Raw genomic sequence first — 14,024 nt, 5'->3', positions numbered from 1 at the left:
GCGTGCATTTATTTGAGATAACTATTTGAAACGAATAAAAATAAATTACATTCTAATCGGTGTTGTCACCTTGCTTCTGGCACTCGCCCTGTGGCCCAATATTGCTTGGCGCGGTGGCTTGGGTGGCCAACTCGAAGCGATCAAATCACGGGGAGAGCTGCGGATCAGTACGTTGAATTCGCCATTAACCTATTTCACCACCAAGCAGGGGCCGAGTGGCCTTGACTATGAACTGGCAAAAAGCTTCGCCAACTATCTGGGAGTGAAACTGGTGGTGATCCCACACCAGAATATCAACGATCTGTTTGACGATCTGGATGATGATAACGCCGATCTGCTGGCCGCAGGTCTGATCTACAATCCGGATCGTCTCAGCCGCGCCAGCACCGGCCCGGCCTACTACTCGGTTTCCCAGCAAGTGGTTTACCGGCTCGGTACTTCGCGGCCAAAAACCTTTGCCGATATGAAAGGCAAGCTGGCGGTAGCTTCAGGCTCGGCGCACGTCAGCACGCTAAAACAGCTCAAGCAGAATAAATACCCCACCCTGAGTTGGGAAGCCTCGAGCGATCTCACCTCCAAGGAACTGCTGGAACAGGTCGCCGATGGCAAGCTTGATTACACCATTGGTGATTCCGTCACCATTGCTCTGCTACAGCGTATTCACCCACAACTGGCGGTGGCGTTTGACGTGACCGATGAAGAACCGGTGACCTGGTACCTGAAACGCAGCAGCGATAACAGCCTGTATGCCGCACTGCTGGATTTTTACAGCCAAAAAGTGGAGGACGGTACGCTGGCGCGGCTCGAAGAAAAATACCTTGGTCATGTGGGTAGCTTCGATTACGTCGATACCAGAACCTTCCTGTCGGCGATCGACTCAGTGCTGCCTAACTTCCGTTCATTGTTTGAAAAGCATGCCAATGAGATCGACTGGAAGTTGCTGGCAGCCATTGCCTATCAGGAATCCCACTGGAACCCGCAGGCCACCTCCCCGACCGGCGTGCGCGGGCTGATGATGCTGACACGCGCCACCGCCGATGGCTTAGGCGTCAATGATCGGCTTGATCCGGAAGAGAGTATTCAGGGTGGCGCTCTTTATCTGCAACGCCTGATGGCAAAAGTGCCGGACAGCGTACCGGAAGACGAACGTATCTGGTTCGCTCTGGCGGCCTATAACATGGGTTGGGGTCATATGCTGGATGCCCGCAAACTGACCAAAAGCCAGCAGGGCAACCCCGATCGTTGGGTGGATGTCAAACAGCGTCTGCCAATGCTCAGCCAGAAACGCTATTCCCCCTTACTGACCTATGGCTATGCCCGTGGTCATGAAGCCTATAACTACGTGGAAAATATCCGCCGCTATCAGGTCAGCCTGGTGGGCTATCTACAGGAAAAAGAGAAGAAGGCGGCGCAGGAAGCCATGAAACAGACTGAACTGGCGCAAGGTTATCCGGCGGTAGAAGCAAAACTGGCGCTGAACTACTGATTATTCTGGATCTTTCTCGCTACGCAGCGCCTGCTTCAGCGCTTTTTTCTGTTCACGGCGCCAACGGAAGAAGTTGCTGAGCGTCGCGGCGCACTCTTCTGCCAACACGCCCGCCACGATCTCGACCTGATGATTCATACCCGGATGGCGCAGGATGTCCACCAGCGAACCGGCAGCACCGGTTTTCTCATCCGCCGCACCGTACACCAGGCGGCGGATGCGGCTATGGATCATCGCTCCGGCACACATCACGCAGGGTTCCAGCGTGACGTAGAGTGTGGCGTTCAGCAGGCGATAATTTTGCAAGACCGTGCCCCCTTGGCGCAGCGCCATGATCTCCGCATGAGCGGTAGGATCATGGCGGCCAATCGGCCGGTTCCAACCTTCGCCAATCACCTGATTATCCAGCACCAGTAGCGCCCCCACCGGCACTTCACCCTCTTCCTGCGCACGCAGGGCCAGGCTCAACGCCTGCCGCATCCAGTATTCGTCATTATATTCATTCATTACATCAATCCTCGTGCGCTTTTTTGCGGCGGGCATTATACACAGTAGCCCCCTTTTATCGCAGCAGCACTGCAACAAATCGGTCTGTGGCCCGTTTGGGGTGTGTTCACAGAAGCTCGCCCCTGCAATAAGTCGCTGTTTTACAAAATTTTGACAACTTTATACAGCGAACAGACAACTCAGCCCATGATAAGGTGAATAATCGCTGCACTACTCCCAGAGTCCTGCATAAGAGGCACTATCGTGAAAATAAAACAGGCAGCAATCCTATTAACTCTCACTCTGTTCCCGCTGTTCGGCCTGGCAAAAACGGCATCCCCCGTGGTCAGCGTCAAGTCAGAGCTCGCCGCCCCGGTGATGCTGGTGAACAGTGAAGATAAAAACTATCTGAAGATCTCCCTAACCGGTTTCAACCTTGACAGCCAACGCCGCAGCCCGATCAACCTGGCGCTGGTGATTGACCGATCCACCTCGATGAGCGGTGATCGGATCGAAAAAGCCAGAGAAGCGGCGATTCTCGCGGTGAATATGCTTAATCCAACGGACACGCTGTCGGTGGTGGCTTACGATAACAGCGCCGAAGTGATCATCCCCGCCACCAAGGTCAGCAACAAACCCGCGCTGATCGCCCGCATTCAGCAGCATATTCACCCACGAGGCATGACCGCGCTGTTTGCCGGTGTCAGCAAAGGTATTGGTCAGGTGGATAAACACCTGAGTCACGAGCAGGTAAACCGTATCATTCTGCTCTCTGATGGCCAGGCGAACACCGGCCCAACCTCCATCAGCGAACTGGCCGATCTGGCCCGCATCGCGGCCAAGAAAGGGATCGCCATCACCACCATCGGGCTGGGCGACGACTATAACGAAGATTTAATGACCGCTATCGCCGGTTACAGCGACGGCAACCACGCCTTTGTCGCAAACTCGGCCGATCTGGAAACCGCTTTTACTAGAGAGTTTCAGGACGTCATGTCAGTAGTGGCGCAGGACGTTATCGTCCAGATCAAGACCAACGATCGCGTAAAACCGGTACGCTTGCTTGGGCGTGATGGTGAAATTTCCGGCAATGTGGTTAACGTTAAGCTGAATCAGCTCTATTCCAATCAGGAAAAATACGTCCTGCTGGAGGTGATTCCAGAAAAGGGCGTCGACAATCAGCAAAAAGAGCTGGCCGATGTCAGCGTCAGCTACCTGAATCTCAGCAGTAAGCAGCAGGATCGTGTCAACGAACGGGTCACCGTCAGCTACAGCCGTTCCGCGGCGAAGGTCAGCGATGCCGTACAGCAGGAGGTGCTGGCCGAATCAGAGATTCAGAAAACGGCGCTGGCCAACGACGAAGCTATCCGGCTAATCGATGCGGGCCGCAAAGATGAAGCAAAGAAAGTGCTGGAATCTAACGCGACCAAACTCGGCGGCCTGTCGTTCTCCAGCCCGGTTGCGGAGAAAAAGGTGAGGGAGAGCACGGAGAAACAACGCAAGCTGGCAGAGGACATTGACAGTAAAGAAGCCGCCACCTACCGTAAGGCACTCAAAGAGCAGAACTACAACGTCAAACAACAGCAGAAGTAAAGGTCAACTCCGCGCTGAGTCAGTAAACGGGCTCAGCGCCGCCATGGGATGGGTCATGAAGTCGTCAAGAAGTCTGTTTCTCTTTACCTTTACCACGTTGCTGATCTGCGCGGCGATCGCCTACTTTGGTTATCGTACCCTGACCCACGAAGCCCTGTTGCGTCACTACCAGAATCAGCGTCTGGCACAGAGCCATACCACCCAAGTCAGTACCTTCATTATGGACCTGCTGAATCAGCACGCGGTACGCCTCAGTTCTATCGCCACCTATATTCCGTTGGACAGTAAAGCGCTCAATGAATTAGTCGCCCAAGAGAGCAGCATTGATGCGCTTTTTGTGCTGGAGAAAAACCGGCTGCTGTTCCCCAATGCTCAGGCGGCGCTGACCGAGAAAGAAAAAGCCTGGGTACAGGCTATCACCCCCATCACACAAGATCCGAGTCTGCTTTACAGCCACTACTTTACCAATGAGCGAACCCAGCCGACCTCAGGTTGGTACCTCAGCCGTGAGTTCGGCGCGCCGCTGTTGATTTACTGGCAGCAGCGCGGCAATCAACTGATCGGTTTTAAGTTTTCCTACGTTAAGCTGTTGTCCGACGTGATTAACTCGCTGACATTCGACTATACGCCGAATACGGTACGGGTACTGGATGATGGGCGCCTGATCTATCAGAGCGGCGAGGCGCAGTTGCCTGACGGCCAGACGGCGCTGGACTCCCAGCGCCTGCCCTACCCATTGAGCGCCTGGCAGATAGATTATTACGCCAAAACGCTTAACGGCTATACCGCCTATCTCTGGGGCGGTCTGCTGATCCTGCTGCTGATCGTGCTCGTCGGGCTGGCCATGCTGTACCTGTACCGCGAATATACCCGCCAGTTGCGGCTTGCCCAACAGCAGGTCAACTTTGTTGGCCAGGTCTCCCACGAGTTGAAGACGCCGTTGACCAATATCTCCCTGTATGCGGAGATGTTGCAGGAGTTGCAACAGGAAGAGAGTTCACCGAGTTCCCCGAGTCAGCGCTATCTTGAGGTGATTCTCAATGAGAGCAAACGCCTCTCACGTTTGATCCAGAATATCCTCAGCTTTACCAAAGCCCCCAAAGTACACTTACAGCCGGTAGCCCTGAGCCCATTGCTGAACAAGATTTACCACGCCTTTATCCCCGCCTTCAGCGCCAGACAAATGGAGCTGGTGCTGCTCGTCCGCGCCGAGATTCATCTTACGACTGACGTGGATCGCCTGACGCAGATTATCAGCAACTTTCTTAGTAACGCTGAAAAGTATGCAGCACAGGGTAAACGGGTAGAGCTGATTGCCGAACAAAGCGATAGCCATGCGCTGATCCGGGTGCGCGACTACGGTAGCGGCATCGCGGCAAAAGAGTTGAAGGCCATTTTCCAACCGTTTTATCGGGTGAAAAGCAGCATTACCGAAGGTGTTTCCGGCACCGGTATTGGCTTGACCATCTCCAGGCAACTGGCGACCAGTTTGCAAGGGGAAATCTCCGTCACCAGCGGCCCAACCGGCAGTTGCTTTACCCTGACACTCCCGCTAGCCGCTGGGCCAGAGGCCATCACCGATAAGGAACAGTGCCAATGAAAATATTGATCGCAGAAGACGATGCCCACATCCGCAACGGCCTGATGGAGGTGTTGGCACATGAAGGTTACCGCCCTATCGCGGCAGAAAATGGGGCGCAGGCGCTGGCACTGTATCGCCAGCAACAACCCGACTTTATTATTCTCGACATCATGATGCCGGAGCTTGATGGATATAAAGTGTGCAGGGAGATCCGCAAACACAACCAACAGATCCCCATCGTTTTCCTGTCGGCCAAAGATGAGGAGATTGATCGGGTGATCGGGCTGGAACTCGGCGCAGACGACTACATCAGTAAGCCCTTCGGTATTCATGAAATGCGGGCCAGGATCAAGACCATCGCCCGGCGCTGCCTGCGTCAAACGCCAGATGCAGAAGAAGATGCCAGCTTCCCGTTTGGCGACCTGACGGTCTTTCCCAATGAGCTGTGCGCCATGCGTATGGAGCAGCGTATTGAACTGTCGCTACGCGAGGTCAATATCCTGCGTTATCTGTATCAACATAAAAACCGGGTGGTCACTCGAGATATGCTGTTTGACGCCGTTTGGGGATACGATCATCTGCCGCAAAGCCGCACGCTCGATCAGCATATTTCCAAGCTGCGCAAAACCATTGAACGAGATCCGCTCAATCCGGTGCTGGTTCGCACAGTGCACGGTATGGGCTATCGCTACCAATCAAGCTAGCTTAGCAGGTATATACTGGCAAAAACCGGTGTTATTCAAGGACGCAAAACATGAAACTCAGCAAGAAAAATGCCGTGGTGGTGCGCAAAGCGCTCAGCGGCTGGGTGGACGAAGGTACGCTCAGCGCCGAACAGCAACAACAACTGCTGCAAAATATGCAGGTGCAACCTTTTGACTGGCGTCGGCTGGCTCGTTACGCGTTTCTCGCCGCGCTGGCTTCGCTGGTGATCGCTATCACCAGCCTGTTTACCGACAGCTGGCTGCTGGAACAGCTCAGCGAACTGTTCCGCTTTGATGCACCAGTGCGCATGGCGATCGCCGCCGTGCTGGCCGCTTTGGCCTATCTTTGGGCATTTCGCCGCCGCATCGCTTACCCCGACAAACGTTACAGCAACGAAGCCATTCTGTTTATTGCCATTCTGCTCACCGCATGCGCGTTGTGGCAACTGGGCGTCTGGCAGGATAACGGCAGTGGGCGGGTATCAGTGCTGCTGATGTTGGGCGCAGTGTTGTATGGCGTTATCGGCTGGTTCAGCCGTTCCGGGTTGGTATGGTGGTTTGCCTTGCTGTCACTCGGCAACGCTTTTGGGGCGGAAACCGGCTACCTGTCCGGCTGGGGAGCCTACTGGCTGGGCATGAGTTTTCCGATTCGTTTTATTGCTTTCGGCCTGGTGTTGATTGCTGCGGCGCTGCTGCTGAAACCCGCGCTGGCCCAACGCGGGCTGGATCGAGTTTCGCTGGCCATGGGGCTGCTGTATCTGTTTATTGCGCTGTGGATCCTGTCGATCTTCGGTAACTATGGCGATCTGGACAGTTGGTACAGCGTGCATCAGATCGAGCTGTTGCACTGGAGCCTGCTGTTTGGCATCGCTGCGGCCACCGCTATCTGGCTCGGGCTGAAGCATGACGACGGCATGCTGCGCGGGTTTGGTTTGACCTTCCTTGGTATTAATCTGTACACCCGGTTCTTTGAATTCTTCTGGGACAGCATGCCAAAGGCATTTTTCTTTGTTGTGCTGGGGTTAAGCCTGTGGGCATTAGGCCACTATGCGGAAAAAATCTGGCAGTTGGGGCGCCAACCGCAGGATGTGACCGATGACTGATTGATATCACTCCTATTAGGGCTGTGTCACGAAAAGCACAGCCTTAATTACTCCAACTGCTGCAACTCACCTTGTTTACTGACCCGCCAACGATGCTCGCAGAAAAACAGCAGCGGGTTATCCTGCTTGCTGTCGCTGTAACCACTGTACAGTTTCAGTGGTGAACCGAGACGTTGTTCCAGTTGCAACACTTTCTGCCTGCCCAAGCAACGCACCGTCAGCACCCAACCACCGTAACGGCGTGCCGTGCGGCTGCCAATCAAATGCATCCGCGGCAGAAAAGTGGAATCCTGATAGACCTGCTGCACCAGTTGCTCCGGGGAACCGGTAATCAGCCAGACTTGGGCATCCTGTTGGTCAAGATAGTGACGCAGGCGCATCTGCACCACCGGAAACGCGGTCACTTTCTGACGAAAATCAGTGACAAATCGCTGTTCCAGCGCTTTCAGCCGGGCCTCAGAGCGGCCAAACGTCATCGCCCATAACAGCAGGCTCACCGGCCAGCGCGCGGCACGCCCACCAATCAGCATGCCCAGCCCCACTAAGGGCGACAACGGCAGTACCAGCGCTAAATTCAGCGGCAAGTGCCGCAGCAAAAAACGCAGGAAACTGCCAAACATATCTTCCTGATGCAGCGTCCCATCCAGGTCAAAAAACACCACGCGGTGAGCTGGTATCGCCGTCTGACTTGGTTTATCGGTCAAATGCTGCTCCTCAAGAATACGATTAGGCCGATTTAACGCGTCAATGCTGCACGCAAATAACCCTGATGCTGCTGCAACCGCTGCTGCGCTTCGGCAGCCGTAACGTCCGCCAGAATCATCAGGATAGCGGGTTTTACCTCAAATCCAGTTTGGGCCAATGCCTCTTCCGCCTGGCTGCGAACGGCGCCGGTGGCCTCCATCACGATGCGGCAGGCACGATCCACCAACTTGTCATTGGTGGCTTTCACATCCACCATCAGGTTCTGATAAACCTTGCCCAACTTGACCATCGCCCCGGTAGAGATCATGTTCAGAACCAGTTTCTGCGCGGTGCCTGATTTCATGCGGGTAGAGCCGGTCAAGGCTTCCGGGCCAACCACCGGCGAGATAGCCACCTGAGCTTCTTTAGCAATCGGAGAGTCTGGGTTACAGGAGATCGCCACCGTCGGGCAGCCCACCTTGCGGGCAAACTGCAATGCGCCAATGACATAAGGCGTGCGCCCCGAGGCGGCCAGACCAACCACCATATCACGCGCCTCCAGATTCAACGCCTTCAGGTCGGCTTCACCTAGCGAAACATCATCTTCAGCGCCTTCTACCGCTTTAAACATTGCCCCCGTTCCACCCGCAATCAAACCGATCACCAGATCGTGTGGTACACCGAAGGTCGGTGGGCATTCGGAGGCATCCAGCACGCCTAATCGGCCACTGGTACCCGCTCCCAGGTAAATCAAACGCCCACCGGCCTGCAAAGCGGCAGCGGCTAAGTCCACCGCCTGAGCGATCTCCGGCAATACCTTGGCAATGGCTTCTGGGACTTTACGATCTTCGTTATTAAAGCAGATCATCATCTCGAGCGAGGACATCTCATCCAGCATCATGGTTGCAGGATTGCGGGTTTCTGATACTAATGCACCTAAATTCATTTCATCACCTTGAATTTTTAATTCATAAAATTAAATCAATATCTGAATATTTTATCAACATAATGGGGACTATTTGCTATTTTAAGGATGAAATTACAAAACTTTTCGTTAATCCTTTCACTACCACATGGCAGAATACCTGCTGGCTCAAAGGAAAAAATCATAAATTGTGGTTTTTCCGTCGACTAACAGCCCATTACGGAATACAACCTGATGAGTACCCTTCTTCGCATTCGCCAGATGTACCCGACACTGGCGCAAAATGACCGCAAACTGGCAGATTTTCTGCTGCATAACGCCGAGCAAGCACGGCATCTCAGTTCACAGAAACTGGCCCAGTTAGCAGGCGTCAGCCAATCCAGCGTGGTCAAATTTGCTCAGAAAATGGGTTATAAAGGTTTCCCTGCTTTAAAGCTGGCCCTGAGTGAGGCACTGGCTCAACCGCAGGCTGAGCCTATCATCACCGTCCATAATCAGATCCTCAGCAGCGATTCGCTGAAAACCGTGGGTGAAAAATTACTGGCTGAAAAGCAGGCAGCGTTACGCGCAACGCTGGATATCAACAGCGAGCAACGGCTGAATACTGCCTTGGATATGCTGCGTGCGGCACGGCGGGTGGTGCTGGTGGGGCTCGGTGCCTCTGGGCTGGTTGCGAAAGATCTTTCGTTTAAGCTGCTTAAAATTGGCGTGATGGCCGTGGCAGAAGCGGATATGCACGTTCAGTTGGCCACCGTGCAGGCGTTGAGTAAAGAAGATCTGCTGTTGGCAATCTCATTCAGCGGCGAACGGCGTGAAATCAATCTGGCCGCAGAAGAAGCCCGGATAACCGGTGCGCAGGTGCTGGCCTTGACCAGTTTCTCCCCCAATAGCCTACAGCAGCGCGCCGATCACTGCCTGTATACCATTGCCGAAGAACCCAATACCCGCAGTGCTGCTATCTCTTCCAGTACCGCACAATTTGCCCTGACCGATTTGCTGTTTATGGCGCTGATCCAACACGACATTGAACATGCCTGCGATCGGATCCGCCACAGTGAACAATTGGTGAAAAGACTTGGGAAATAGGCTGCGTTATACAACGCAGCCCGTGGATTGAGCCTAGGCTGTATTAACCCCCAGCAGCAATAATCCGCTCAATGTTGCGTTCTGCAAGCGCAGTGATAGTCAGAGATGGGTTAACAGAACCGGTCGTACCAGGAATAGCTGCACCATCCATCACGTACAAGCCGTTATAGCCGATGACCCGCCCTTCATTATCCAGTGCTTTATCCAGCACGGCTCCGCCCAGAGGGTGCGCCGTCCAGTTCATACCGGCAACATCCTCTTTAAAGATCGGTACACCAGGGACAACGCCGTTAGCATCACAAATCCGGTTATTCACATAGCGGGCAGCTTCCACGATGTCGGCATTACCATTAGCCGCCCAACGCAGATTGACCTTGCCTTTCGCCTTGTCGTAAACGAAGTTCCCACGATTGGTTTCATCAAACGCCATACCCAGCGAGCCAATAATGCCCAAGTTGACCGGAACACCCGGCACGTACCAGTTTTCTAAGGTCACCGGCAGGCCAGCATTTTTGTCATGTATGCGTGAAGCACTTGGCGAAGCCTGCTGTAGCCCTTTGATCGGAGAGAAACTGCGCGTCACAATCGTATCACCGTTGGTCCCCCAACCTTGGCCGATCTCTTCGTTGAGGTTTGGCAACGTGCCCTTGGCCTGTGCCTTGACCAACAACTCTGTCGTACCGATCGAACCCGCAGCCAACACGAGGCGATCGCAAGACAGTTCATAACGGTTCAGTTGCTTACCTTCAGGTGAACTTTGAGTCACGCTGATCAGATAACGGCGGCCATCCCAAGAAATATCAGAAACCTCATGCCCAGGGTAAATCGTCGTTAACCCGGTCGCCTCTGCCTGCTTCAGGTAGTTCTGGTTTAAGTCGTACTTGGCGCCATTACTGTTGCCATGATTACTGGCACCGGAGATCGCGGAAGGTAAACTGCGCCCTGTCAGTTCGGCTCTAATTACATCCCAGTTAAAGATCGAGTCGATCGGTGAAGTGGTATAACCCGCTTTTCTTGACTGTTGATCCCAGATGCGTGAATGACCGAATGGCGCGCTGTTATAAATATCCAGTGGTATTGAATTAAGATTCAACATTTTACGCACCAGCGGAAAATATTTTTTATCCATTTCGTCGTAATTGACACCACCACCAAAGATTGCATCAAAATACTGCCGTTCCGGTTGAATCATCACGCCGGTAAAAATAACCGAGCCACCGCCGACTGCGGCTCCCCGCCATACCGTCATGTTGGCATAATCAGTGGCATCCATTACACCGGCAAATTTATCAAAATAAGCGGTATTGCCAGCGATCATCTTGGCGCTATTACGGTGCCAAAATGCCCTGCCATCGGGTAAGGTATCGTTGGTAAAGGCGGTACGGAATGGCCCGGTTGGCCATTTGAAGCCCCTTTCCAGCACCGTCACTTTCTCGCCAGCCTGCGAGAAACGTAAAGCCGAAACGGCTCCGCCAAAACCTGAGCCGATAACAATAACAGGTGTATAAGCCGGGGGGCGTTTCACGGTTTGGAAAATTTCAGGAGCGTGAATTTTATACTTCAGCGTATTGATTGCCGATATTGTGGCATGTGCCGACGTTGAATTTAAACCAGTGAGGCTTCCTGCACCTATAGCACCACAACCCATAAGAAATCGTCTACGAGATACCATATTAAAACTCCATTTATTTTAGTCATTACCTTGCGTCACTATTGATGCTGTCCCAGTTACAACAACAAAAGTATTAGAAAAGTTTAATATTAGCATAGGTTTAAAGTCCAAAAAACAAACAAAAAAACGCCAAAATTACGCAGATTGATTTTTGATCAGTAATTTTCTTATTAATAAATAAGAAAATAAGAATAAAGTCGGTTTTAATTAACACCCAGCATGATTTTCATAATGCTAATTAATTAAGAAAATTTAAATAATATCCGAAATTAACTAAAAAATAAGTGAAGAAATGCAACTGATGGGGGGATGGACGCAGGTTTAAAAAGGTGCGGGCATATCGATTCGGCCCAAAGGGAGAGTTTTACCACCGCAACACCGATGCTTATGTACCCGGTTCTGTGATAAAGTGCGCGGCGTTGAAATGACAAGATAGAAAGGTAAATGACTGCAATGGCCCTATTGATTACCAAGCGCTGTATCAATTGCGATATGTGCGAACCGGAATGCCCAAATCAGGCCATTTCGATGGGGGATGACATTTACCAGATCGACGTCAATCGCTGCACCGAATGCGTTGGTCACTATGATACGCCAACCTGCCAGCAGGTTTGCCCCATAGATAACACCATCATTACCGATCCGCAGCACGTCGAAACCCAGGAACAGCTGTGGGAAAAATTTGTGGTGCTGCATCACGCCGATCGGCTGTGAGCAGAAGTGCAGTAGCGGAATATCGGGCCCAAAATGCTGAGCCCTTGCATTAGCTGAAGTCCATCACCCTTCGATAATCACGGTGGCACAGGCATAGCGGCGTTCGTCAGCCAGAGAAACGTGGATCGAAACCACCCCCATTTTCTGCGCCAGTTCAGCGGCTGCTTGGTGCAGGCGGATATTGGGCTTGCCCAGACCATCGTTAAACACTTCAAACTGATTGAAAGCCAAGCCGTTGCGGATCCCGGTGCCAAAGGCTTTAGCGACCGCTTCTTTCACCGCAAAGCGTTTAGCCAGAAAACGTATCGGCTGTTGATGCTGCTGATAGGCTTCCCATTCGGCCTGGCTCAACACCCGCCGCGCCAAACGGTCGCCGCTGCGTTCCACCACCGCTTCGATGCGCGCTATCTCGACGATGTCGGTCCCTAAGCCAAGGATCGCCATCAGCGACGTGCTTCGCGCATCAGCAGTTTCATATCCGCCACCGCCGCCGGTAAACCGCTCATCACCGCCTGGCCGATAATCGCATGACCGATATTCAGTTCGTGCATTTCCGGCATCGCTGCAATCGGTTGGACGTTGTGGTAAGTCAGGCCATGACCGGCATTCACCTTCAGCCCTTTACCTGCGGCGTAGGTTGCCGCCGAGGCAATGCGTTTCAGCTCAGCCTGAACGGCCAATTCACCTTCGGCCTCAGCATAGGCACCGGTGTGGATCTCGATATAAGGAGCACCAACCGCAACGGCGGCGTCGATCTGGCGGCGATCGGCATCAATAAACAGTGAAACCAGGATCCCGGCCTGAGCCAAGCGCTCAACCGCCACGGTCATTTTGTCCAGTTGCCCGGCCACGTCCAACCCACCTTCGGTGGTCACTTCCTGGCGTTTTTCCGGCACCAGGCAGCAAAAATGCGGCTTCAGCTCAAGAGCGATGTCCAACATTTCGTCGGTGACCGCCATTTCCAGGTTCATGCGCGTCTGAATCGTCTGGCGCAGAATACGCACGTCACGATCGGTGATATGGCGGCGATCTTCCCGCAGGTGAACGGTAATGCCATCGGCACCGGCCTGCTCAGCAATAAACGCCGCCTGAACCGGATCCGGATAGTGAGTTCCGCGCGCGTTACGTAACGTGGCGATGTGATCGATATTAACGCCCAGCAGCAAATCAGCCATGACAATCCTCTAAATAACGATTTTCAGTAGCAGCAGTTTACACGCCTGCGGAAACCGGCAAAAGCAGAAAGAAATCAGGCTTCGTCGACGGGAGTATCGGGTTGTTTGCGCACAAACTGGCGGAACAGTTCGCGGCTCTTCAGCGGTTTGCCGCCAAGGTAGGGTTTCAGCGCCATGCGGGTAAAGCGTTTGGCCGCTCGCAGGGTGAGTGCATCAGGGAATTGCCGTTCGGCCAAGGCGCGCAGTTCACGGCCGGTAAAACTGTAGTGATCTACCACCAGGCTGGCGATAAAGCCTTTTTCCTCGCGATAGCGGTAGGTCATGCCATCGTCCACCGGCTCACCGCTGCCAGCACAGTGTAGAAAATCCAGGCCGTAGCCGAGGTGGCCTAACAAGGCTAATTCGAATTGGCGCAGGGCATGTTCCGGCGAGCTATCTTCCGCCGCGAGTGCTTGCAGGCACTGCAGATAATCGAAGAACAGTACAGAGTAATTGCCTTCCTGCTCCAGCACGCGCGACAGTAATTCGTTCACGTACAGGCCGCTGTAAAGCATCATGCCACTGAGGGGTAAACCGAGAGAAACCGCTTCGGCGCTACGCAGCGTTTTAACTTCGCCACGCCCGCCCCAGCGTACCAGCAGAGGGGTGAAAGGTTGCAAGCATCCTTTCAGGTTGGAACGGCGGCTGCGCGCGCCTTTTGCCAGCAAGCGCACCCGCCCATGACTTTCCGTGAACATATCCAGCATCAGGCTGGTTTCACTGTACGGCCGCCCATGCAGGACGAAGGCGCGCTCCCAGCCATCCATCAGATGTG

At 53.5% G+C, this 14,024-nt stretch carries 14 protein-coding genes; 7 read left to right on the top strand and 7 right to left on the bottom strand.

All coding sequences use genetic code 11. The features are described from left to right. Positions 1 to 25 precede the first annotated feature (25 nt). Positions 26 to 1,486: a membrane-bound lytic murein transglycosylase MltF gene (gene mltF / locus AC2A1E_RS01555; RefSeq protein WP_484382260.1), complete on the top strand. Its 1,461-nt coding sequence runs from the start codon at positions 26 to 28 to the stop codon at positions 1,484 to 1,486. On the opposite strand, the gene tadA is transcribed toward mltF, so the two are convergent. After that, a complete protein-coding gene (gene tadA / locus AC2A1E_RS01550) occupies positions 1,487 to 1,993 on the bottom strand; it encodes a tRNA adenosine(34) deaminase TadA (RefSeq protein ID WP_459401679.1) in 507 nt (168 codons plus the stop codon). Positions 1,994 to 2,233: 240 nt separating this feature from the next. Between tadA and AC2A1E_RS01545 the strand changes: the two genes are divergently transcribed. The 4 genes from AC2A1E_RS01545 to AC2A1E_RS01530 are packed head-to-tail and all read left to right on the top strand — an operon-like array spanning position 2,234 to position 6,954. Next, positions 2,234 to 3,565, top strand: a complete 1,332-nt coding sequence (locus AC2A1E_RS01545) for a vWA domain-containing protein (RefSeq protein WP_484382426.1) — start codon at positions 2,234 to 2,236, stop codon at positions 3,563 to 3,565. A gap of 55 nt (positions 3,566 to 3,620) precedes the next feature. After that, positions 3,621 to 5,165: a sensor histidine kinase gene (locus AC2A1E_RS01540; protein WP_484382259.1), complete on the top strand. Its 1,545-nt coding sequence runs from the start codon at positions 3,621 to 3,623 to the stop codon at positions 5,163 to 5,165. Further along, positions 5,162 to 5,851, top strand: a complete 690-nt coding sequence (locus tag AC2A1E_RS01535) for a response regulator transcription factor (protein ID WP_484382258.1) — start codon at positions 5,162 to 5,164, stop codon at positions 5,849 to 5,851. The genes AC2A1E_RS01540 and AC2A1E_RS01535 overlap by 4 nt, the downstream gene beginning before the upstream one ends. Before the next feature lie 50 nt (positions 5,852 to 5,901). Next, complete coding sequence (locus AC2A1E_RS01530) at positions 5,902 to 6,954, top strand: DUF2157 domain-containing protein (protein WP_484382257.1); 1,053 nt, start codon at positions 5,902 to 5,904, stop codon at positions 6,952 to 6,954. A gap of 47 nt (positions 6,955 to 7,001) precedes the next feature. Here the strand turns inward: AC2A1E_RS01530 and yfhb are convergent, their stop codons facing one another. Further along, positions 7,002 to 7,658, bottom strand: coding sequence for a phosphatidylglycerophosphatase C (gene yfhb, locus AC2A1E_RS01525; protein WP_484382256.1), 657 nt, complete (start codon positions 7,656 to 7,658; stop codon positions 7,002 to 7,004). Between the two features lie 32 nt (positions 7,659 to 7,690). Next, positions 7,691 to 8,584, bottom strand: a complete 894-nt coding sequence (murQ, locus tag AC2A1E_RS01520) for an N-acetylmuramic acid 6-phosphate etherase (RefSeq protein ID WP_484382255.1) — start codon at positions 8,582 to 8,584, stop codon at positions 7,691 to 7,693. 213 nt (positions 8,585 to 8,797) lie between these two features. On the opposite strand from murQ, the gene AC2A1E_RS01515 reads away from it, so the two are divergent. Beyond that, positions 8,798 to 9,649, top strand: coding sequence for a MurR/RpiR family transcriptional regulator (locus AC2A1E_RS01515; RefSeq protein WP_484382254.1), 852 nt, complete (start codon positions 8,798 to 8,800; stop codon positions 9,647 to 9,649). A gap of 43 nt (positions 9,650 to 9,692) precedes the next feature. Here AC2A1E_RS01515 and AC2A1E_RS01510 read toward each other — a convergent pair whose 3' ends face one another. Further along, positions 9,693 to 11,174, bottom strand: a complete 1,482-nt coding sequence (locus AC2A1E_RS01510; RefSeq protein ID WP_484382253.1) for a GMC oxidoreductase — start codon at positions 11,172 to 11,174, stop codon at positions 9,693 to 9,695. Positions 11,175 to 11,774: 600 nt separating this feature from the next. On the opposite strand from AC2A1E_RS01510, the gene AC2A1E_RS01505 reads away from it, so the two are divergent. Further along, positions 11,775 to 12,035: a YfhL family 4Fe-4S dicluster ferredoxin gene (locus AC2A1E_RS01505; protein WP_484382252.1), complete on the top strand. Its 261-nt coding sequence runs from the start codon at positions 11,775 to 11,777 to the stop codon at positions 12,033 to 12,035. Between the two features lie 63 nt (positions 12,036 to 12,098). On the opposite strand, the gene acpS is transcribed toward AC2A1E_RS01505, so the two are convergent. The 3 genes from acpS to recO form a co-directional block, all read right to left on the bottom strand. Beyond that, positions 12,099 to 12,479, bottom strand: coding sequence for a holo-ACP synthase (acpS, locus tag AC2A1E_RS01500; protein WP_484382251.1), 381 nt, complete (start codon positions 12,477 to 12,479; stop codon positions 12,099 to 12,101). After that, positions 12,479 to 13,210 (bottom strand): pyridoxine 5'-phosphate synthase, encoded by a 732-nt coding sequence (pdxJ, locus tag AC2A1E_RS01495; RefSeq protein WP_484382250.1) that lies wholly within the window; start codon positions 13,208 to 13,210, stop codon positions 12,479 to 12,481. The genes acpS and pdxJ overlap by 1 nt, the downstream gene beginning before the upstream one ends. A gap of 74 nt (positions 13,211 to 13,284) precedes the next feature. Beyond that, positions 13,285 to 14,016, bottom strand: coding sequence for a DNA repair protein RecO (recO, locus tag AC2A1E_RS01490; RefSeq protein ID WP_459401668.1), 732 nt, complete (start codon positions 14,014 to 14,016; stop codon positions 13,285 to 13,287). Positions 14,017 to 14,024 lie beyond the last annotated feature (8 nt).

The sequence above is a fragment of the Serratia sp. HNCC26DJ206 genome (genome assembly GCF_057180605.1).
Note: the sequence above shows the minus strand (reverse complement) of the source record. Positions and strands in the feature narration are given on the sequence as shown.

Excerpts from the sequence above, each read along its gene's own strand:
- murQ (WP_484382255.1), bottom strand. The coding sequence starts at position 8,584 with ATGAATTTAGGTGCATTAGTATCAGAAACCCGCAATCCTGCAACCATG.
- AC2A1E_RS01535 (WP_484382258.1), top strand. The coding sequence starts at position 5,162 with ATGAAAATATTGATCGCAGAAGACGATGCCCACATCCGCAACGGCCTG.
- tadA (WP_459401679.1), bottom strand. The coding sequence starts at position 1,993 with ATGAATGAATATAATGACGAATACTGGATGCGGCAGGCGTTGAGCCTG.
- AC2A1E_RS01505 (WP_484382252.1), top strand. The coding sequence starts at position 11,775 with ATGGCCCTATTGATTACCAAGCGCTGTATCAATTGCGATATGTGCGAA.
- AC2A1E_RS01540 (WP_484382259.1), top strand. The coding sequence starts at position 3,621 with ATGAAGTCGTCAAGAAGTCTGTTTCTCTTTACCTTTACCACGTTGCTG.
- pdxJ (WP_484382250.1), bottom strand. The coding sequence starts at position 13,210 with ATGGCTGATTTGCTGCTGGGCGTTAATATCGATCACATCGCCACGTTA.
- acpS (WP_484382251.1), bottom strand. The coding sequence starts at position 12,479 with ATGGCGATCCTTGGCTTAGGGACCGACATCGTCGAGATAGCGCGCATC.
- AC2A1E_RS01530 (WP_484382257.1), top strand. The coding sequence starts at position 5,902 with ATGAAACTCAGCAAGAAAAATGCCGTGGTGGTGCGCAAAGCGCTCAGC.
- AC2A1E_RS01515 (WP_484382254.1), top strand. The coding sequence starts at position 8,798 with ATGAGTACCCTTCTTCGCATTCGCCAGATGTACCCGACACTGGCGCAA.
- recO (WP_459401668.1), bottom strand. The coding sequence starts at position 14,016 with ATGGATGGCTGGGAGCGCGCCTTCGTCCTGCATGGGCGGCCGTACAGT.